This window comes from Actinosynnema sp. NPDC020468 (assembly GCF_040642015.1).
Classification (GTDB): Bacteria; Actinomycetota; Actinomycetes; order Mycobacteriales; family Pseudonocardiaceae; genus Actinosynnema.
The window spans coordinates 63,645-82,782 of record NZ_JBFAEO010000034.1; the positions used below are offsets into that span (position 1 = coordinate 63,645).

21 protein-coding genes are annotated in these 19,138 nt (G+C 73.7%); 19 read left to right on the top strand and 2 right to left on the bottom strand.

The features are described 5' to 3' along the window. Nucleotides 1-43: 43 nt before the first annotated feature. The 6 genes from AB0G50_RS23570 (at nt 44) to AB0G50_RS23595 (ending at nt 6,294) form a co-directional block, all read left to right on the top strand. Nucleotides 44-913, top strand: a complete 870-nt coding sequence (locus tag AB0G50_RS23570) for a cupin-like domain-containing protein (protein WP_360112197.1) — start codon at nt 44-46, stop codon at nt 911-913. Further along, nucleotides 910-2,160 carry an aminotransferase class I/II-fold pyridoxal phosphate-dependent enzyme gene (locus AB0G50_RS23575; protein ID WP_360112199.1) on the top strand — a complete coding sequence of 417 codons (1,251 nt, stop codon included), beginning with the start codon at nt 910-912 and terminating at the stop codon, nt 2,158-2,160. The genes AB0G50_RS23570 and AB0G50_RS23575 overlap by 4 nt, the downstream gene beginning before the upstream one ends. A 5-nt stretch (nt 2,161-2,165) precedes the next feature. Further along, entirely contained in the window at nt 2,166-3,041 is an 876-nt protein-coding gene (locus AB0G50_RS23580; RefSeq protein WP_360112201.1) for an aldolase/citrate lyase family protein, read from the top strand. A gap of 426 nt (nt 3,042-3,467) precedes the next feature. Next, nucleotides 3,468-4,355: an acetaldehyde dehydrogenase (acetylating) gene (locus AB0G50_RS23585; RefSeq protein ID WP_360112203.1), complete on the top strand. Its 888-nt coding sequence runs from the start codon at nt 3,468-3,470 to the stop codon at nt 4,353-4,355. Then, nucleotides 4,352-5,368, top strand: coding sequence for a 4-hydroxy-2-oxovalerate aldolase (dmpG, locus tag AB0G50_RS23590; protein ID WP_360112205.1), 1,017 nt, complete (start codon nt 4,352-4,354; stop codon nt 5,366-5,368). The genes AB0G50_RS23585 and dmpG overlap by 4 nt, the downstream gene beginning before the upstream one ends. After that, nucleotides 5,365-6,294 carry an ornithine cyclodeaminase family protein gene (locus tag AB0G50_RS23595; protein WP_360112207.1) on the top strand — a complete coding sequence of 310 codons (930 nt, stop codon included), beginning with the start codon at nt 5,365-5,367 and terminating at the stop codon, nt 6,292-6,294. Before dmpG ends, AB0G50_RS23595 begins: the two co-directional genes overlap by 4 nt. Here the strand turns inward: AB0G50_RS23595 and AB0G50_RS23600 are convergent. After that, nucleotides 6,273-6,782, bottom strand: coding sequence for a MaoC family dehydratase (locus AB0G50_RS23600; RefSeq protein WP_360112209.1), 510 nt, complete (start codon nt 6,780-6,782; stop codon nt 6,273-6,275). The two genes, AB0G50_RS23595 and AB0G50_RS23600, sit on opposite strands and share 22 nt — an antisense overlap. Before the next feature lie 98 nt (nt 6,783-6,880). On the opposite strand from AB0G50_RS23600, the gene AB0G50_RS23605 reads away from it, so the two are divergent. Continuing rightward, the gene (locus tag AB0G50_RS23605; protein ID WP_360112211.1) at nt 6,881-8,227 is read left to right on the top strand and encodes a hypothetical protein; all 1,347 of its coding nucleotides are present in this window, start codon (nt 6,881-6,883) and stop codon (nt 8,225-8,227) included. A 3-nt stretch (nt 8,228-8,230) separates the two neighbouring features. Here the strand turns inward: AB0G50_RS23605 and AB0G50_RS23610 are convergent, their stop codons facing one another. Further along, nucleotides 8,231-8,815, bottom strand: coding sequence for a phosphatase PAP2 family protein (locus AB0G50_RS23610; RefSeq protein WP_360112213.1), 585 nt, complete (start codon nt 8,813-8,815; stop codon nt 8,231-8,233). 160 nt (nt 8,816-8,975) lie between these two features. On the opposite strand from AB0G50_RS23610, the gene AB0G50_RS23615 reads away from it, so the two are divergent. From AB0G50_RS23615 to AB0G50_RS23670, 12 genes are all read left to right on the top strand, one after another. Further along, on the top strand, nt 8,976-9,338 hold the full coding sequence (locus AB0G50_RS23615; protein WP_360112215.1) for a BlaI/MecI/CopY family transcriptional regulator: 363 nt from the start codon (nt 8,976-8,978) through the stop codon (nt 9,336-9,338). A gap of 1 nt (nt 9,339) precedes the next feature. Further along, nucleotides 9,340-10,203, top strand: coding sequence for a M48 family metalloprotease (locus AB0G50_RS23620; RefSeq protein ID WP_360112217.1), 864 nt, complete (start codon nt 9,340-9,342; stop codon nt 10,201-10,203). 21 nt (nt 10,204-10,224) lie between these two features. Then, complete coding sequence (locus tag AB0G50_RS23625; RefSeq protein WP_360112219.1) at nt 10,225-10,911, top strand: response regulator transcription factor; 687 nt, start codon at nt 10,225-10,227, stop codon at nt 10,909-10,911. After that, nucleotides 10,908-12,290, top strand: coding sequence for a HAMP domain-containing sensor histidine kinase (locus tag AB0G50_RS23630; protein WP_360112221.1), 1,383 nt, complete (start codon nt 10,908-10,910; stop codon nt 12,288-12,290). The genes AB0G50_RS23625 and AB0G50_RS23630 overlap by 4 nt, the downstream gene beginning before the upstream one ends. A 143-nt stretch (nt 12,291-12,433) precedes the next feature. Then, nucleotides 12,434-12,922, top strand: coding sequence for a hypothetical protein (locus tag AB0G50_RS23635; protein WP_360112223.1), 489 nt, complete (start codon nt 12,434-12,436; stop codon nt 12,920-12,922). A 327-nt stretch (nt 12,923-13,249) separates the two neighbouring features. Then, a complete protein-coding gene (locus AB0G50_RS23640; RefSeq protein ID WP_360112225.1) occupies nt 13,250-13,867 on the top strand; it encodes a DUF998 domain-containing protein in 618 nt (205 codons plus the stop codon). Beyond that, nucleotides 13,864-15,804, top strand: coding sequence for a glycosyltransferase (locus AB0G50_RS23645; protein ID WP_360112227.1), 1,941 nt, complete (start codon nt 13,864-13,866; stop codon nt 15,802-15,804). The genes AB0G50_RS23640 and AB0G50_RS23645 overlap by 4 nt, the downstream gene beginning before the upstream one ends. Continuing rightward, entirely contained in the window at nt 15,776-16,153 is a 378-nt protein-coding gene (locus tag AB0G50_RS23650) for a hypothetical protein (RefSeq protein WP_360112229.1), read from the top strand. The genes AB0G50_RS23645 and AB0G50_RS23650 overlap by 29 nt, the downstream gene beginning before the upstream one ends. Before the next feature lie 35 nt (nt 16,154-16,188). After that, nucleotides 16,189-16,926: a phosphatase PAP2 family protein gene (locus AB0G50_RS23655; RefSeq protein WP_360112231.1), complete on the top strand. Its 738-nt coding sequence runs from the start codon at nt 16,189-16,191 to the stop codon at nt 16,924-16,926. 129 nt (nt 16,927-17,055) lie between these two features. Then, complete coding sequence (locus AB0G50_RS23660) at nt 17,056-17,478, top strand: PepSY domain-containing protein (RefSeq protein ID WP_360112233.1); 423 nt, start codon at nt 17,056-17,058, stop codon at nt 17,476-17,478. 174 nt (nt 17,479-17,652) lie between these two features. Further along, nucleotides 17,653-18,282 (top strand): MBL fold metallo-hydrolase, encoded by a 630-nt coding sequence (locus AB0G50_RS23665; RefSeq protein ID WP_360112235.1) that lies wholly within the window; start codon nt 17,653-17,655, stop codon nt 18,280-18,282. A gap of 245 nt (nt 18,283-18,527) precedes the next feature. Next, a partial coding sequence (locus AB0G50_RS23670) for a hypothetical protein (protein WP_360112237.1) occupies nt 18,528-19,138 on the top strand: 611 nt, incomplete at its 3' end.

Sequence of the window (19,138 nt, forward strand, 5' to 3'; positions counted from 1 at the left end):
ACCGGAACACAGCGCAGCACCGGAAGACAGTGAGGACGCAGTCGTGAGCACAGCACAACCGGCAGCCGGACGCGGTGGTGGCGCGGGACTCCCGGTACCCCGCATCACGTTCGAGGAGTTCACGGCCTTCGGGCGGGAGGCGCTGATCCGGGCCGACGTCCCGGTGGTGATCACCCTGCCCGAGGACGTGCAGGGCCTGGGCAGGCAGGGCGTCGCCGACCGCCTCGGCGACATGGCGGTCACCCTGTTCACCGAGCCGAGCGACAAGAACAACGCGCAGCGGTGGACCACCCGGGAGATCCGGCTCCGCGAGTTCTTCGAGGACGACCGGTACCTGACCGATCCCGGCGCATGGAACCGGATCGTGTCCAACATCCGCAACAGCCCGGCGGACGTCAACGCCGTGCTCGGGTTCGACGCGGAGGAGCTGTTCGACTACCGGCGCTCGCTCAACGCGGCCAACCTGTGGATCAGCCACCGCGGCGTGTTCACCCAGAGCCACTTCGACGAGCTCGAGAACTTCAACATCGCGCTGGAGGGCCGCAAGCGGTTCGTCCTCGCGCCGCCCGGTTCGCACGAGTACTACCCGAGGTCGATCGTGCGCGGGTTCGGCGACAAGTCGCAGGCGTTCGACTTCGACAACGTGGACCGGGCGCGGTTCCCCAAGCTCGCGGCCAAACTCGCCCAGCGGCGCGAGCTGGTCCTGGAGCCGGGCCAGATGCTGTACCTCCCGCTCGGCTGGTGGCACCAGGCCGAGTCGCTGGAGGAGATGAACATCAACGTGAACTTCTGGCTGCGCGACCGGAAGATCCTGCGCCGGCCCTACGTGCTGGGCGTGGCGCTGTACACGGCCGCCTACCGCAAGCTCAAGGGCGTCTACAACTACCAGCCCGCGGCCGGGAGCGGCGCGTGACCGAGCGCCGGACGATCACGCCACCGCACCGCTACCGGGACAACGACAAGGCCGTCGGCGTCGGGAACGCGTTCTGGGACATGTCCGAGCGCAACGGGCTGGCGGGCATCGTGGCCGACCTCGAGGACGGCGTGCTGCGCACCGCCGAGGGCCACGAGTTCGTCAACTTCACCTGCTGCTCGTACCTGGACCTGGACTCGCACCCGAAGGTGATCGACGGCGCGGTGGCCGCGCTGCGCCGGTTCGGCGTGCTGGACCACTGCATCCCGCGCAGCCGCGTGCAGATACCGGCGCTGCTGGAGCTGGAGGCGTCGCTCGGCGAGCTGTTCGGCGCGGACGTGGTGAGCGCGATCTCGGCGGGCGTGGCCAGCGCCGGCCTGCTGCCGCTGATCGCGTCCGGGCACCTGGGCAACGGCGTCCGGCCGCTGATGGTGTTCGACAAGTACTGCCACGTGTCGATGGCGGGCGCGAAACCGGCGTGCGCCGACGAGACCGAGGTGGTCACGTGCCGGCACCACGACCTGGAGTTCCTGGAAGACGCGTGCAAGCGGTACGAGCGGGTCTGCTACGTGGTGGACGGCGCGGACAGCCTCGGCGGGTACGCGCCGGTGCGCGAGTTGGCGGTGTTGCAGGAGAAGTACGGCCTGCTGGTCTACTACGACGACTCGCACTCGGTGTCGGCGTACGGCGAGCGCGGTGTCGGCTACGTGCGGTCGCACTGCCCGGTGCGCGACGAGCGGACCATCACCGTGGCGACGTTGAACAAGGCGTTCGGCACCAGCGGCGCGGCGATCCTGCTCGACGGCTACCCGAAGGGCGTGCTGCGGGTGATCGAGCGGTTCGCCGGGGCGTTGAGCTACTCGCAGCCGATGAACACGGCGGCGGTCGGCGCCTCGTTGGCGTCCGCGGAGATCCACCGCACCCCGGAGCTGACCGCGCTCCAGGGTCGGATGCGGGTAGCCGTCGAGCTGTTCGACACGCTGGTGACGACGGCGCAGGCCGGCTCGACCTACCCGATCCGGGTGGTGCCGATGAGCGACGAGACGGTGATCGAGGCCGGTCGCCGGGTGTTCGAGGCGGGCTACTACGTGTCGCCGGTGTTCTTCCCGATCGTGCCGCGCGGCACGGCGGGGTTGCGGGTCATGCTGCGCGCGGGTCACACGGTCGAGCAGATCCGCGGCCTGTGCTCGGTGCTGGTCGACGTGGGCGCGACCCCGGCGGCCAGACCGGCGGAGGCGGCCCGGTGAGGGCCGTGCCGCGCAGCGTCCTGTACACCCCGGCGCTGGCGCTGGACCGGGTGGTGAAGGCGTGGTCGTACGACGCCGACGTGCACCTGGTCGACCTGGAGGACGCGGTGCCGGCGGCGGGCAAGGAGTCCGCCCGCGAGATCTGCCGGGCCGCGCTGGAGAGGTCGCCGAACCCCGGCAGGGTGGCCGTGCGGGTCAACCCGCTGGGCACCGTGGACGCGGTGCGCGACCTGCTGATGCTGGCGCGGTCACCGGTCGCGCCCGGCTACGTGGTGATGACCATGGTGACCTCGGCGGTGGAGGTGGCCCTGCTGCGCGCGATCCTGGCGTCGGCGGACCGGCGGCCGGAGGTCTACGTGACGGTGGAGACCGTCGAGGCGGTCACCGGTGTGGACGCGATCGCGGCCGAGGCGGACGGGCTGGTGCTCGGTTCGGCGGACCTGGCCGCGACGTTGGGCGTGGAGATCACCTGGGCCGGCATGCTCGCGGCCCGCCAGGCGATGGCGATGGCGTGCGCGCGCCACGGGACGGCGTGCGTCGACACGGCGAACTTCCGGCTGTCCGAACCGGCCGTGCTGACCGAGGAGATCACCCGCGCCCGCGAACTGGGCTTCCACGGCAAGGCGACCGTGCACCCGTCCGAACTGGCCACGATCAACACCGCCCTGCGCCCGAACCCCGAGCGCCTGCACCACGCGCGCCGCGTCACCGACGCGGTCCACGCGGCGAACGGCGGCGTCGCGGTCCTGGACGGCGCCATGGTCGGCCCACCCTTCGCCCGCCTGGCCCGCGCGACGGTAGCCGACGGCGACGCCTGGACGGCCAAGTTCGGCCCACCCCGCACCGAACCCGCCCACACCGCCGAGGAGGCCACGCCGTGACCCCGATCCCGGCCACCGCCCCCAGCGGGCAACTCCCGATCGCCCTCGCCGAGCCCACCACAACCAGCGAGGAGGCCCAGCCACGACACCAACCCCGGCCACAACCCTCGCCACCACACCAGGCAGGCGGCCGCCGACACCCCGCACCGAAACCGACCACACCGGCGAGGAGGCCCAGCCATGACACCAAACCCGGCCGCGATCCCCGCCACCACACCAGGCAGGCAGCCACCCACACCCCGCACCGAAACCGACCACACCGGCGAGGAGGCCCAGCCATGACACCAAACCCGGCCGCGATCCCCGCCACCACACCAGGCGGCCGACTCCCGAGCGAACCCACCGCGACCGGCGAGGAGGTCCGGCCATGACGCCGATCCCCGGCGAGTGGCTCCCCCGCGCCGGCACCGCCGGGGAGGGCGCACCGTGACACCCACCCCGATCCGGGTCGCCGTCATCGGCACCGGGGCGATCGGGCAGGACCTGATCGGCAAGGTGCACCGGTCCCCCGTGCTCGAGTGCGCGCTGGTGGCCGGGCGCAACCCCGGGTCCGCGGGTCTCCGGTTCGCCGCCGACCTCGGCTACCCCACCAGCGCCGACGGCATCGGCGCGATCCTCGCCGCACCGCGCCCGTTCGACGTCGTCTTCGACGCCACCAACGCCCTGGACCACGCCGAGCACTGGCGGCTCCTCGCGCCGTTCGACACCCTGCTGATCGACCTCACCCCCAGCGAACTCGGTCGGATGGTGGTGCCGACGGTCACCGGCACCGACTCGCCGACGACGCGCGACGTGAGCCTGATCAGCTGCGGCGGCCAGGCGTCGATCCCGGTGGCGCACGCGCTCGCGAACCGGTTCGACGTGGCGTACCTGGAGGTCGTGTCCACGGTCGCGAGCACGATCGCGGGCCGCGCCACCCGGCTCAACCTGGACGAGTACGTGGCGACCACCCAGCACGCGCTCACCGCGTTCTCCGGCGTGGCCGATACGAAGGCGATCCTGAACATCAGCCCGGCCGCCCCGCCCGCCGCGTTCCGCACCGCGCTGCACGCCGTCGTGCCCCACGCGGACGCCACCGAGGTGCGGGCGCTGGTCGAGGAGGCGGCCGGCCGGGTGCGGGCCTTCGCGCCCGGCTACCGGGTCACGTCCTGCGCGGTCGACGGCGAGCTGGTCGCGGTGGGCCTGGAGGTCACCGCGACCGGCGACGTGCTCCCGCCCTACGCGGGCAACCTCGACATCATCGACTCGGCGGCGATCATGGTCGCCGAGCAGCACGCGGCCAGGCTCGACGCCGCACGGGAGGTGTGCCGGTGACACCGGTGGTGGTGCACGACCCGACGTTGCGCGACGGCCAGCACGCCGTGCGGCACCGGCTCGGGGTGGCGGCGTTGCGCGGGTACGCGGAGGCCGCCGACGCGGCCGGGGTGCCGGTGGTGGAGGTCGGCCACGGCAACGGGCTCGGCGCGTCCTCGCTCCAGGTCGGTCGGGCCGCGGTCAGCGACGACGTGATGCTGTCGACGGTGCGGGAAGCGTTGCGGCACAGTCGGATGGCCGTGTTCATGCTGCCCGGCTGGGGCACCTCGGACGACCTGCGCAAGGCGGTCGGGCACGGCGCGGACGTGGTCCGGATCGGCGTGCACTGCACCGAGACCTCGCTCGCGGAACGCCATCTCGGCTTCCTCGCCGAAGCCGACGCCGACGCCGAGGCGCACTGCGTGCTGATGATGAGCCACATGGCCTCGCCCGCGGAACTCGCCGAGCACGCGGCACGGGTGGTCGCCTACGGCGCGCGGGCGGTCGGGATCATGGACTCGGCCGGCCACTTCCTGCCCTCCGACGTGACCGAGCGGATCGGCGCGATCGCCGAGGCGGTCGACGTCCCGGTGATCTTCCACGGCCACGACAACCTCGGCATGGCGGTCGCGAACTCGGTCGCCGCCGCGCAGGCGGGCGCGCGGATCATCGACGGCTGCGCGCGCGGTTTCGGCGCGGGCGCGGGCAACACCCGCATCGAGGTGCTGGTGCCGGTGCTGGAGCGCACCGGGTTCCGCACCGGCGTCGACCTGTACGCGCTGCTGGACGCCGCCGAGTTCGCCGAGCGCGAGCTGATGGACGCGCCGCCGGTCACCGGGTCGCTGAGCATCGTCAGCGGGTTGGCCGGCGTGTTCTCCGGCTTCAAGCACCAGGTGCTCGACCAGTCCGCCAAGGCGGGGGTCGACCCGCGCGACGTGTTCTTCGAACTCGGCCGCCGGCAGGCGATCGCGGGCCAGGAGGACCTGATCGCCGACGTGGTGGCCCACCTGCGCGACCGGGAGGTACCGGCATGACCCTCGTGATCGACGCCGACGCCATGACCGCGCCGGACCGGATCACCCGGGTGGTCGACGCGCTCGCCGAGGCGTTCGCCGACCTCGCCGCGGGCCGCACCCGGTCGCCCGCGCGGACGATCGTGGAGCACGGCGCCCGCCAACTGCTGGTCGGCCCGGCGGTGTGGGAACGGCGCGGGGTGGGCAGCGTCAAGATCACCACGCTCACCCCGGACAACCCGGCGCGCGGGCTGCCGCTGATCCACGGCGTGGTCGTGCTGACCGACCTCGACACGGGCCGGATCACCGCGATCCTGGACGGCGCGGAGCTGACCGCCGTGCGCACCGGCGCGGTGGCGGCGCTCGCGACCCGGCTGTGCGCGCCCGAGGACGCCGACGACCTGGCCCTGGTCGGCGCGGGCGTGCAGGCGCGGGCCCTGGTGCGCGCGGTGTCGGCGGTGCGGCCGATCCGGGCGGTCCGGGTGTTCTCCCGGGGTCGGGAGCGCGTCGAGGGTTTCGCGGCCTGGGTGCGCGCCGAGTTCGGCCACGCGGTGACCGTGTGCGACACGGCGAAGGCGGCCGTCGTCGGCGCGTCGATCGTCTGCACCGCCACGTCCACCGACGACGCGGTGCCGCTGGTGGCGGCCGACTGGATCACGCCCGGCACGCACGTCAACGTCATCGGCGGCACGACCGAGGAGGCGATCGAGGTCGACCCGGCGCTGCTCGCGGACGCGGACGTGCTGGTCGAGGAGCGCGCGGCGGCGCTGGAGGACGCGGGCGAGGTGCGCGCCGCCGTGGCGGCGGGCTGGATCGGGCCGGACGACCTGCGCGAGCTGGGTTCGCCGCCGCCCGCGACCGGCCGGACCTCGGTGTTCCGAAGCGTCGGGATGGCCATCGAGGACACGGCCGCCGCGGTGGCGCTCTACGAGGCCGTCGTCGGGTGAGCCGTGTCCCGGCGGCGGACCAGGAAGGACCGCTCGAACACGATCACCGCCTCGCCGGTGGACTTCGCGCCGGTGGTCTCCACCGTCACGATCCCCTGCCCCGGCCGGGAGTTCGACAACCGCTTGGCCAGGATCCGGCTCGTCGCGTACAGCGTGTCGCCGACGAACACCGGGTCCTTCAACCGGACCTTGTCCCACCCCAGGTTGGCCACCGCGCGCGCGGACAGCGCCTGCACCGTCATGCCGCCCACCAGGCACAGCGTGATGCCGCTGTTGACCAGCACCCGCCCGTACTCGGCGTCCGCGCCGTAGGCCCGGTCGAAGTGCAGCGGGTGCTGGTTCATGGTGAGCAGGGTCAACCAGGTGTTGTCCGTCTCGGTGATGGTGCGGCCCGGCCAGTGCCGGATCACCATGCCGGGCTCGAAGTCCTCGTAGTCGCCGCCGTGCTCCTCGACGTACTCGTTGCCCCCCACGTGGCGCAGCGTCATGAGTTGCCCTCCCGGTGTGCCGTGTCGGACGTGCACCGCGGATGGTGCCGGCCGGCCGCCGGTTCGGACAGTCCTTTGTGGACGGAGAAGGGAACGTGATGGGCGCGTCGCAGGACGTCGGGCACCCGTGGTTCGGCACGCACCGGGTGCGGCCCGCCGCGTCCGCCGACACGATCAGGGACCTGCTGCGCGCGGAGATCCGCGACACCGGCTGGCCCTACCAGCCGGTGCTGCCCGCCGCGCCGATCGCGCTGCCCCGCGCGTCCTACGCCGAGCTGTTCCGGGTCGGCGCGGCGCTGCTGGACCTGGTGCGCCGCACCGCGTTGGAGACCGCGCCCGACACCGCGGGCCGGCTCGCCGCGTACCGGATGCCCGCGAGCGAGCACCGGCTGTTCGTGGCGGATCGGTTCACCGAGGAGCGCTACGCGGACTGCGTGACGCGGCCGGACGTGGTGATCGGGCCGGACGGGCCGCGGTTCCTGGAGTTCAACGTCAGCGGCGCGCTGGGCGGTCCGGTCGAGACGCACTGCCGGCTCGAGGTGTGGCGCAAGCTGCACGCCGACGACACCGGCCGGCTGCCGTTCGCCTCGCCGGACCCGTTCGCGGTGCGCGCGCGGATGTTCCGGGACCTGTGCGCGGACACCGCCGCCGCGCCCCGGATCGCGATCGTGGGCACCGCGCGCGACCAGGGCGTCGAGTCCACCCGGTACTTCGACCTGGAGGCCGAGCACTTCAACAACCACGGCCTGACCGCGCGGTTCTTCGAGCCGGAGGACCTGCACGAGGCGTGGGACTGCCCGCCGCGCCTGCGATTCCCGTTGGGGCTGCGCAACTTCACCCTCCCGGACTGGGACGGCCTCGGCGTGGACACCACGCCCGTGCAGGCCGCGCTGGACAACGGCTGCCTGCTGGTCGGCACCCAGACCTCGACGTTCCTGTCCAGCAAGGTGACCCTGGGCCTGCTGTCCGAGGGCCGGCCGTGGATGAGCGCGGCCGAGCGCGCGCTGGTCGACCGGTACGTGCCGTGGACGCGCGTGCTGTCCGACCGCCGCACCACCCGCGCGGGCCGCGACGTCGACCTCCTCCGGTTCGCCGTCGACCACCGGGAACTGCTGGTGCTCAAGGCGGGCCTGGGCATGAGCGGCCGCGAGGTGCTGCTCGGCCGCGACACCGACCAGGCCGAGTGGACCACCGCCGTGACGGCCGCCGCCGAGGTCGGCACGAGCGTGGTCCAGGACTTCGTCGCGCCCGGCGCGTGCACCCTGGCGATGATCGCCGACGGCGAGTCCGAACCGCACGACGCGACGATCGCGCCGGTCCTCGGCCCGCTGCTGTTCGGCGGCCGGCCGGCAGGCCTCTTCGCCCGCTTCTTCGCCGACGGCACGGCGGGCGTCGTGAGCGTGATGGGAGCCCGCAGCGCCGACGACTGCGTGGTGGCGGTGTGACCCTCACCCGCGGCCGAACACCACCCGGAACCGACTCGTGCGCGCCCTCGCGATCCCGGCCGGCAGCACGGCGCGGGCCGCCAGGCACAGCACCAGGCCCACCACCGCGCCGACCACCAGGCCCGCCACCACGTCGTGCGGGTAGTGCGCGCCGACGTACACCCGGGAGAACGCCATCGCGACCGCCGCCACGCCGGTGAGCACCCCGAGCACCCGGTGCGCCAGGAACACCGCCGCGGCCGCGGCCGCCATGACCGCGGTGTGGTTGCTGGGGAAGGAGAAGTCGCCCACCGGGTCGCACGGCAGCACCGTGTCGACCCCGATCACCTGACAGGGTCGGGATTCGGCGAACACCGACTTGACCGCGCTGTCGACCAGGTACGCCACCGCCACCGCGATCGGCGCGGTCAGCGCGACCGCCATCGCGCCGGCGTCCTGCCCGCGTGCCAGCCACCACACCGCGACCAGCACCACGCCGAGCAGCACCACGCCGTAGGTGGTGAACAGCACCACCGGCGCGTGCAGCCACCCGGTGCGGGCGGCGAACCGGGTCATGGCCACGTACCAACCCGCGTCGAAGCGCGTCATCGCGACCACCTCGCCCGCACGACCTCGACGCCGAGCGGCGCCGGCGAGACCACGACGAACACCCCGGACGCCGACAGCGGCGACGTGCGATCCAGCAGGTTGACCATGGAGCTCCGATCTACAAGTTTGTAGAAGTTCTACACCACTGTAGATTGCGGTGGTGGACGACGACGCGAGCCGCCGCGCGCCCGGCGGGCTGGAAGCCGAGGTGCTGGCCGCGCTGTGGGCCGCGCGCACCCCGCTGACCCCCGTCGAGGTGCGCGACCACCTCACGGGTGACCTCGCCTACAGCACCGTGGCGACGATCCTGGCCCGGCTGCACGCGAAGGGTGTGCTGGTCCGGGTCAAAACCGGCCGGGCGTACACCTACACGCCGGTCGCCGACGAACCCGGTGTCGCCGCGCGCCGGATGCGCCGGGTGCTCGACGAGCGGGAGGACCGCGACACCGTGCTGGCGCGGTTCGTGTCCGACCTCTCCGCCTCCGACGAGGCCCTGCTGCGCACGCTGCTGGAAGGCCGCTGACGTGCACGTCTCCGTCTACCTCGCGCTCCTGCTGCCGCTGCTGGTGGTGCCGGTGGTCCGCCGGGCCGCCGACCACTGCCATCCCCGTACCGCGACCCGGCTGCTCACCGCGACGGCCCTGGTCACGGCCCTCGCCGGGGTGCTGTCGGCGGTGCTGCTGGTGATCGCGGCGGCGGTGGGCAGGCCCGAGGTCGGCCGACCCGTCGGCGTGGTGGCGGCCGTCCTGCTGGCCGCCGCGCTGGTGGCCACGACCCGCGCCGCCGTCGGCCACGCGCGGACGCTGCGCGCCGCCCGGAGCGAGGCACGCCGGCACGGGAGCGACCTGGTCGTGCTGCCCGACGAGACGCCGCTGGCCTACGCGCTGCCCGGCGCGCCCGGCCGGGTCGTGGTGTCCACCGGCCTGCTCGCCGTGCTCGACCCGACCGAGCGCCGCGTCCTGCTGGCGCACGAACGGGCCCACCTGACCCACCGGCACCACCGCCACCTGCTGGTGACGACCCTGGCGGCGGCCGCGCAACCGACGCTGCGGCCGTTGCGCGCCGCGGTCGCCTACAGCGTCGAGCGGTGGGCCGACGAGGTCGCCGCCGAGCGGGTCGGCGATCGGCACGCAGTCGCCCGCGCGGTCGGCAAGGCCGCTCTCGCGACCCGACGATCGACCACCGCGCCGGCCGGCGCCCTGCACGCCGCCGCCGGTCCGGTGCCGAGGCGGGTCGCCGCGCTGCTCGCGCCCACCGGTCGGCGCCGGGTCGCCGCGCTCGTCACGGTCGTCGCTGTGGCACTGTCGACGCTGACACCGCTGTCCTCGATCGACGCCGCCGACGACCTGCGCGAGCTGCTCCAGGTCGGGTACACCTCGACCCGCTGACACCCTTCAGGAGCAACGACCGTGCACATCCTGATCGTCGACGACGAGGAAGCGCTCCGCGAGTCGCTGTCCCGGACGCTGCGGTTCGAGGGCTACGAGGTGTCCGTGGCCACCGACGGCGCGGCGGCGTTGGAGGTGATCCGCGAGCAGCGCCCGGACGGCGTGGTCCTCGACGTCACCATGCCCGTGCTCGGCGGGTTGGACACCTGCCGCGTGCTGCGCGCGTCGGGCGACCTCACCCCGGTGCTCATGCTCACCGCGCGCGACGACGTCTCCGACCGGGTCGCCGGGTTGGACGCCGGCGCGGACGACTACCTCGCGAAGCCGTTCGCGCTCCAGGAACTGCTGGCCCGGGTCCGGGCGCTGGTCCGGCGCGGCGGGTACCAGGGCACGACCGCGGACGACGGGCTGCGGTTCGCGGACCTGGTGCTCGACGTCGGCACCCGCGAGGTGCGACGGGGCGGGCGGCTGCTCGCGTTGACCCGCACCGAGTTCTCGATCCTGGAGACGTTCCTGCGCAACCCGCGGATCGTGCTGTCCCGCGGCACGATGTTCCGCAGCGTGTGGGGCTACGACTTCGGCGCGTCGTCCAACAGCCTCGACGTGTACGTGAGCTACCTGCGCCGCAAGCTGGAGTCCGCGGGCGAGCCCCGGCTGCTGCACACCGTGCGCGGCGTCGGGTACGTGCTGCGCGAGGACCCGCTGTGAGGCGCGGCTGGTCGCTGCGGTCCCGGTTCACGCTGCTCGCCGCGGCCGCGGCGGCGGTGGCCGTGGTCGGCGTGGCGGTGGCGTCGTGGTTCGTCGTGCAGGACAAGCTCAACCGGCAGTTCGACGACCAGCTGCGCTCGTACGCCCAGCTCGCGGCGGGTTCGGACTCGCCGGCCGACGCGCTGGCCACGCTGCGCCCGGCGGAGCTGAAAACCTCCGAGGACGTGCGGCAGGGCGGCCTGCTGGTCCAGTTCGTCAGCACGTCCGGCCAGGTCACGACGGCCGGCGGCTTCTTCCGGATCCCGGTGACGCCGGTGGCCCGCGCGATGGCGGCGAGCGGCCGGGCGCCGGTCGAGGTGCTGCGGATCGGGCACGACCAGTACCGGGTGATGACCGTGACCGGCTCGAACGGGCTGGTCCAGGTCGCCAGGGACGCCGAGGACATCGAGCGCACGCTGGGCGAGCTCGGCGTGCTGCACGCCTTGATCGGCCTGGTCGGCGTGGTGGTCGCGGGCGTGCTCGGCCGGTACGTGGCGCGGACCGCGCTGCACCCGGTCGACACGCTCACCTCGGCCGCCGAGCGGGTCGCGCGCACCCAGGACCTGACCGCGAAGATCCCGGTCGAGGGCCGAGGCGAGATCGCCCGGCTGGCCGAGGCGTTCAACGCGATGCTCGCCGCGCTGAACACGTCGCGGACCGCGCAGCGCCGGCTGGTCGAGGACGCCGGGCACGAGCTGCGCACGCCGTTGACCAGCCTGCGCAACAACGTCGAGCTGCTGATCCACACCGAGGCGCGCGGCGGCGCGCTGTCGCCGACCGACCGGGCCCGGCTGCTCGGCGACCTCGGCACCCAGTCCGTCGAGCTGAGCACGCTGGTCGCGGAACTGGTCGAGCTGGCCAAGGAGGGTGCCACCAGCGAGCCGTTCACCCCGGTCGACCTGGCCGACGTGGTGCGCGCGGCGGTGGAACGGGTCCGCGCCCGCGCGCCGCGCGTCGAGGTGGAGGTCGACCTGGCGGACGTGGTCGTGTCGGGCGACGCGGTGGGCCTGGAACGCGCGGTGCTGAACCTGCTGGACAACGCCGCCAAGTGGAGCCCACCGGGAGGGACGGTGCGGGTGACCGTGCGCCGCGCGGACGACCGCGCCCTGGTGACCGTCGCCGACGAGGGCCCGGGCATCGCCGACCCCGACCTGCCCCACGTCTTCGAACGCTTCTACCGCGCCGAGTCCGCCCGCGCCCTCCCGGGCTCGGGCCTGGGCCTGGCCATCGTGGCCCGCACCACGACCGCCCACGACGGCACCGCGCGCGCCGGTCGTGCCGACACCGGCGGCGCGCTCCTGGAACTGGACCTGCCCGCCCTGCCCGCCGACCCGACCTGACCCGGTCCACCCTGGACCGATCCGGCACCCGCCCGAGTTCTCAGGCACCGACCGGCGAATCTTCAGAGTTCTTTAATGAAGGCGAGGCATTCTCATACCGGGAGACCGCTTTCCCCCCGGCTCAACAGCAAGGACGAACGACCATGAGCACGCCAGAGCAACCGCACGACCCGGCCAGACCCGCGCAGCCGGCCGCACCGGCCGACCAGCCGACCGTGCCGGCCGCGCACCCGACCGATCCGCCCACCGTGCCCGCGTCGCACCCGGCCGAAGCGCCCGCCGCCGCGCACCCGACCGAAGCACCGACCCCGCCGCCGGCCGCACCGCAGCCGGCCGCCGCAGCCCCGGCACCTGCACAGGTGGTCGCACCGCGTCGCCGGATCGCGGGTTTCGTCCGCCACCGCGCCACCCAGCTGGTCGCGGTCGGTCTGCTCGGGCTCGTGCTGGGCGCGGGCATCACCGCCCTGGCCACCCACGGCGGCCACCGGGGCGGACCGGGTGGACCCGGTGGCGCGCAGGCCCAGCAGCACAGCAAGCAGTTCGACCAGCACCGCGGCAACCGCGGCAACGGCGACCGGCAGAACCGCGGCGACCGCCAAGGCCCCAACCAGGACACCCCGCGCGGCCGCTGACCACCGCCCGCACCACCACCGAGACCGTCCCTTGTGGACGGTCTCGGTGTTTTCCCGGCCTTCCAGGGCGGTTCCGGCATTCGTCCGACCTCCCACGCCCACAGCGGTTTCGGCATTGATCCGACTTCCCGCGCCCACACCGCTCACGGCATCCATGGCATCCACCGCGGCCGACCAGGGCGTGGACCCGCGGTTGCTCGGCGCGGTCGGCGACGCGGTCGAGCGGCTGCCGCGCCGGCGCGAACCCCGGGCCGCCAGGCCGGAATTCTCACCCGAATCCCCGGGGATCTTCATGATCCTTTAATCCGCGCGCGACACCGTTCTCCCGTGACCACGCTCCCCCGCTCCGCGCCGGCCCGCGCCTCGATCGCGCTGCTGGCCGGCTGCCTGCTGGTCAGCGGCTACCTGACGGTGGCGCTGCGGTCGCAGGTCGACCCGGTGGCGAACGTGGTCAGCGACTACGTGTTCTACCGACCCGGTCTGCTCGTCGCGGCGGTGCTGCTGCTGGTGTGCGCCGGCGTCGCCGCGCTGGTCGGGTTGGCCCGCCTCGGCGTGCCCCGCTCCCGGCCGGTGCTCGTGCTGTCCGGCCTGTGGTGCGCGGGACTCCTGCTGTGCGCGGTGTTCCCGACCAACCGGGTGAGCGGCGAGTCGTCGTTCTCCGGCGACGTGCACCGGCTCGCCGGCGCCACGTTCCTCACCAGCCTCCCGCTCGCCGCGTGGCACCTCGCCCGGGCGCTGCGCGCGGACCGCAGGCTGCGCCCGCGGGCCGACCGCCTCCGCACGCTCGCGATCACCGGACTCGGACTGGCCGCCGTGTTCGGTCTCTGCCAACTGGCCCCGACGGCGATGGGCGCCGTGCAGGGCCTGGCCGAACGCCTCGCGCTCGGCGCCGAGGTGGCGTTGCTCCTGACCACCGCCACAACTGTCGAACAGGTGACCCGATGACCATGGTCCTGCCGGCGATCGGACTCGCGGTCCTCGCCGCGTGCTGCTTCGCCGCGTCGACCCACCTCCAGCACCGGACCGTGACCGAGCACGGCGCGGTCCGCGTCGGCCGCTTGCTTCGCACCCGCGCGTGGTGGCTGGGCACGGCGCTGGCCGGCCTCGGCGCGAGCGCCCACGTGCTCGCGCTGACCCTCGCGCCGCTGGCCGTCGTGCAGCCGATCGGCGTGCTCAGCCTGGTGCTGACCACGCTGCTCGGCGGTCACTCCCGACGCGCCGCGCTCGCGGTGGCCGTCGGCGTGGCCGGTTTCGTGGCGCTGGCCGCCACCTCGACCCAGTCTGCGGGCGTGGACGTGACCCGGGTGCAGCCGGTGGTGCTCGCCGCGCTCGTGCTCGGCGCGCTCGGCCTGCGGCTGACCGGACGGGCCCGGTGCCTCGCGCTCGCGGCGGCGGCGGCCGTGCAGTTCGGGCTGGGCTCGGCGCTGATCCGGGCGGCCGTGCTGACCGACGCGCCGCTGCTCGCCGTCGAGGCGGTGGCGTTGATCCTCGCGGGCGGCTGGCTCGCGCACCAGGCCTACGCGAGCGGACCGCCCGCCGTGGTGATCGGCGCGGTCACCGTGCTGGACCCGCTGACCGCGGTGGCCGTGGGCGCCGGGTTCTACGGCGAGGCCACCGGACCGGCCCAGCTCGCCTGCGCGGTGGTGGCCGTCGCCGGCGTGCTCGCGCTGACCAGGTCCTGGCCCGCGCCGTGGACCCCGCACCCGGCGGGCGACCGGCCGCGGCTGCTGATCGCGGCCGACACCTTCCCGCCGGACGTCAACGGCGCGGCGAACTTCGCGAGCAGGCTCGCGCACGGTCTCGCGGCACGGGGCGAGGAGGTGCACGTGGTGTGCCCGTCACCGACCGGGACGGCCGAGGTGGTGACCGTCGGCGCGATCACCGTGCACCGGCTCGCGTCGACCCGGACGCCCTTCCACGCCACGTTCCGGGTGTGCGCGCCGTGGCACGTGGGCCGCGCGGTGCCCGAGCTGTTCGCCGCGGTGCGCCCGGACGTGGTGCACGTGCAGGCCCACTTCGGCGTCGGCCGGACGGTGCTGCGGGCGGCCGCGGCGCGGTCCGTGCCGGTGGTCGCGACCAACCACTTCATGCCGGAGAACCTGCTCGGCTACGGCCCGCTGCCGCGGTTCCTGCACGCGCCGCTGAGCCGGTGGGCGTGGGGCGACCTGGTGCGGGTGTACCGGCGCGCGGACGCCGTCACCGCGCCGACGCCCCGCGCGGCCGACCTGCTCCGCGACCGAGGCCTGCCGACCGACGCCATCTCGTGCGGCATCGACCTGGACCGCTTCGAGGCCGCCGGCACGCACATGTCCACCACCACGACCGTGGTGTTCCTGGGCAGGCTCGACCGGGAGAAGCACGTCGACGAACTGCTGCGCGCGCTGGCCCGGACCGCCGACCTGCGGGCGGAGATCGTCGGCGACGGCGTGTGCCGGGCCGAGTGGGAGGCCCTGACCGCCGACCTCGCCCTCACCGACCGGGTCCGGTTCCACGGTTTCCTGCCCGAGCCCGAGCTGGTGGCCGTGCTGCGCCGCGGTGACGTGTTCTGCATGCCCGGCACGGCCGAACTCCAGAGCATCGCCACGATGGAGGCGATGGCCGCCGGACTGCCGGTGGTCGCCGCCGACGCGATGGCGCTGCCGCACCTGGTGCACCACGGCGTCACCGGCTACCTCTACCCGCCCGGCGACGACGCGGCCCTGGCCGAGGCGTTGTCGGCGCTGGCCGACGACCCGTCCACCCGCCTGGCGATGGGCGCGGAAGCGCGGCGCTTCGTCACCCGGCACGACCTCGCCGACACCCTCGACGCGTTCGAGGCCCTCTACCGGAAACTCGGAGGAAAGAAGACCGACCATGACCACACCGGAAAAGCCCACGCCTGACCAGCCCGACCGCCCGCACCACGACACCACCCCGCTCCCGGCCGACCCGCCCGCGGTGGACCGGCCGGAACCCCGGCAGGCCCAGCCGACCGAGCCCCCGCCCGTCGCGTCCGCCCAGGAACCGGTCGCGCCGGCCGTGGCGCCCCGCCGCCGGTTCACCGGTTTCGTCCGGCACCGCGCCACCCAACTGGTCGCGGTCGGCCTGCTCGGGCTGGTGCTCGGCGCGGGCATCACCGCCCTCGTCGCGCACGAGCGCGACGACGACCAGGCGAAGGTCGTGCAGCAGGACCACCGGCAGGGCGACGACGGTCGTGGCCCGGGCCGCGGCGGCCACCACGGCGGTCGCTGACGGGTGTGCGGAGTGGACGAACGGGAAACCCCGCCGTGGTGACCCCGTCGACGCCGACCCGACCGGACACCGGCTTCGGTGTCCGGTCGGTGCTCGCCCTGTCCGCCCTGGCGCTGGTCGCGGTGCCCTTCGGCCTGCTGCTGTTCCTGGTCCAGGACCGGTGGCCGCCGCTCCGACGGGTGGACGACGGCGCGCGGGACGCGTTGCACCGGCTCGCGCTGGAGCACCCCGCGTTCGCCGACACCATGCGCGCGCTGAGCACGTTCGGCTCCGCGCCGGTGTACGTCGTGGTGTTCACCCTGGTCACGGCCTGGCTCGCGCACCGCCGGATGCCCCGGCTCGCCTGCTGGGTCGCGGTGACCCAGCTCGGCGGCGCGGCGCTCAACGAACTGGTGAAGCTCCTGGTCGACCGCGCCCGCCCGGTGGTCGCCGACCCCATCGCCCACGCGTCGGGCCTGAGCTTCCCCAGCGGCCACGCGCAGGCCGCCGTCGTCGCGTACTCGATGCTGCTGCTGTTGACCCGGCACAGCCTGCACCGGGCGTGGTGGTCCGCCGCGGTCGCCTGCTCGGTCGTCGTGGTGCTGGGCATCGGTCTGTCCCGGGTGGCGCTGTCGGTGCACTACGTGTCCGACGTGCTCGCCGGCTACGCCCTGGGCGGCGCCTGGGTGGTCGCGATGACCGCCGCGTTCACCGCGTGGCGCGCGGACAGCGGCAAACCCCCTGTCCCGCCTGGTGAAGAGGTCGCGGAGGTGGTGCGCGACGATCGTCCATAATGGACCTCTCATCGTTCTTTCACCCACACACAAGGGTTTTTCAACCTCCGACACAGCCCCAGCACAGGGAAACCCCGAATCGTGGAACCCGACGGCGGAACCGAGCCGCCGCGACCGATGGGACACCACATGAACAGCACCACGCGCCGCCTGCGCCGCGGTTCGATCGTCGCCGCGTCCGTGGCGGGGGCCTTCCTCGCCGGGGGCCTGGCGGTCGGACTGATCAGCACCGCGTCCGCGCAGACGGACACCTCGACGCCGAGCACGAGCAGTTCGACGCCGCGCGGTTCGGGCGACCAGGACAAGGGTCAGGGCAACGCCGACCAGTCCCAGCCGCAGCGATCGGACGAGAAGCTGCTCACGGGCACCGACGCCGACAAGGCCAAGGCCGCCGCGCTGGCGAAGTACCCCGGCGCGACCGTCCAGCGCGTCGAGACCGACTCCGACGGCGTCTACGAGGCGCACCTGACCACGGCCGACGGCAAGCGGGTCACCGTGGAGATGGACGCGAACTTCGCCGTCACCGGCGAGGAGCAGGGCGGCCCGAGGTAGCCCACCCCGATCCGGGGCGCCCGTCACCTACCCGATGAGGTGGCGGGCGTTCCGCCTGTCGCGTCCCGAGTGGAGGCCCTGGGTGCGCGCCGTACCCCGGTGGTCGAGACTGGTGTCACGCATTCGAGGGAGGAACTTCGTGACGCAGTCGGTTCGCGCCGTGGTGGTGACCGGATGACCCGCATCGACCACGCCGTCACCAGCGGGACGTTCTCGCTGGACGGCCAGACGTACGACGTCGACAACAACGTCTGGGTCGTCGGCGACGACGCGGAGTGCGTCGTCATCGACGCGCCGCACGACGTCGAGGCGATCCTCGAGGTGGTCGCCGGTCGCACGGTGAAGGCGATCCTGGCCACCCACGCCCACGACGACCACGTCCGCGTCGCGCCGGAACTGGCCCGGGCGACGGGCGCGCCGGTGCTGCTGCACCCGCTGGACCGGGTGCTGTGGGACCTGACCCACCCGGGCAACCCGCCCGACGGCGACCTGGCCGACGGACAGCTGCTGGAGGCGGGCGGCGTGGCGCTGCGGGTGATCCACACCCCGGGCCACGCGCCCGGAGCGTGCTGCTTCCACGCACCCGACCTGGGCGTGGTGTTCACCGGCGACACCCTGTTCCGCGGCGGCCCCGGCGCCACCGGCCGCTCGTACTCCGACCCGGACCTGATCGTCGAGTCGATCGCCACGAAGCTGCTCCGCGTGCTGCCGCCGGAGACGGTCGTGCACACCGGCCACGGCGACGACACCACGATCGAGGCCGAATCGCGCCACGCGGACGAGTGGTCGAGCCACCTCCGCTGACCGCGTCCCGGGCGGCGGAGCCTCGTCCACCCTCCGCCGCCCGCCGGGCTTTCCCTTGCCCCGGAACACTGTCAGGCCCTCCCGCTCCCGGACACGCACGGTGACCGCGACCGCCGGACCGCCCTCACCTCCAGGGTGAGCAACGCCTCCCCGACGGGTGATCACGGCCGAGCCACCGGCCGTCGGTCCACAAAGGACGGCAACCCTGTCGCTGACCCGTGCCCACGTCACCCCAGGAGCCACCCGTGTCCCGAGCCCGAGGAATCGTCCCCCTGGCTCGCCTGCTCAAAGCCGCCGTCTTCACCGCGGCCCTGGCCCTCCCGACCACCACCGCCGCACCGGCACACGCCGAGGTCTCCGACTGCATGGCGGCCCTGGAGGACTACCTGGCCGACTCGGAGAACCCCGACGACTACGACAAGTTCATCAAGGGCTGCGCGGCCGCACACCGGGACCCGGAGGACTGCGTCGCCGCGCTCACCGACGAACTGGACGTGGAGGAGGACGACGCCCGCGAGGCCTGCGACGCCTCCACCGCCGGCGACGAGGACGAGGAGGAAGAGGAGGACGACGCCGACGGGGATGACGACGACGAGGGTGACGACGAGGAGGAGGGTGACGAAGACGACGACGACGGCGAGGACGAGGACGACGAAGACGACGACGACACCGAAGACGAGGACGACGAAGACGACGACGACACCGAAGACGAGGACGACGAAGACGACGACGACGACGACACCGAAGACGAGGACGACGAAGACGACGACGACACCGAAGACGAGGACGACGAAGACGACGACGACACCGAAGACGAGGACGACGAAGACGACGACGACACCGAAGACGAGGACGA

What these genes read in the sequence shown, in the direction of transcription:
- AB0G50_RS23595 (WP_360112207.1), top strand. Translation starts at nt 5,365, where the DNA reads ATGACCCTCGTGATCGACGCCGACGCCATGACCGCGCCGGACCGGATC.
- AB0G50_RS23600 (WP_360112209.1), bottom strand. Translation starts at nt 6,782, where the DNA reads ATGACGCTGCGCCACGTGGGGGGCAACGAGTACGTCGAGGAGCACGGC.
- AB0G50_RS23605 (WP_360112211.1), top strand. Translation starts at nt 6,881, where the DNA reads ATGGGCGCGTCGCAGGACGTCGGGCACCCGTGGTTCGGCACGCACCGG.
- AB0G50_RS23610 (WP_360112213.1), bottom strand. Translation starts at nt 8,815, where the DNA reads ATGACGCGCTTCGACGCGGGTTGGTACGTGGCCATGACCCGGTTCGCC.
- AB0G50_RS23635 (WP_360112223.1), top strand. Translation starts at nt 12,434, where the DNA reads ATGAGCACGCCAGAGCAACCGCACGACCCGGCCAGACCCGCGCAGCCG.
- AB0G50_RS23645 (WP_360112227.1), top strand. Translation starts at nt 13,864, where the DNA reads ATGACCATGGTCCTGCCGGCGATCGGACTCGCGGTCCTCGCCGCGTGC.
- AB0G50_RS23650 (WP_360112229.1), top strand. Translation starts at nt 15,776, where the DNA reads ATGACCACACCGGAAAAGCCCACGCCTGACCAGCCCGACCGCCCGCAC.
- AB0G50_RS23660 (WP_360112233.1), top strand. Translation starts at nt 17,056, where the DNA reads ATGAACAGCACCACGCGCCGCCTGCGCCGCGGTTCGATCGTCGCCGCG.
- AB0G50_RS23665 (WP_360112235.1), top strand. Translation starts at nt 17,653, where the DNA reads ATGACCCGCATCGACCACGCCGTCACCAGCGGGACGTTCTCGCTGGAC.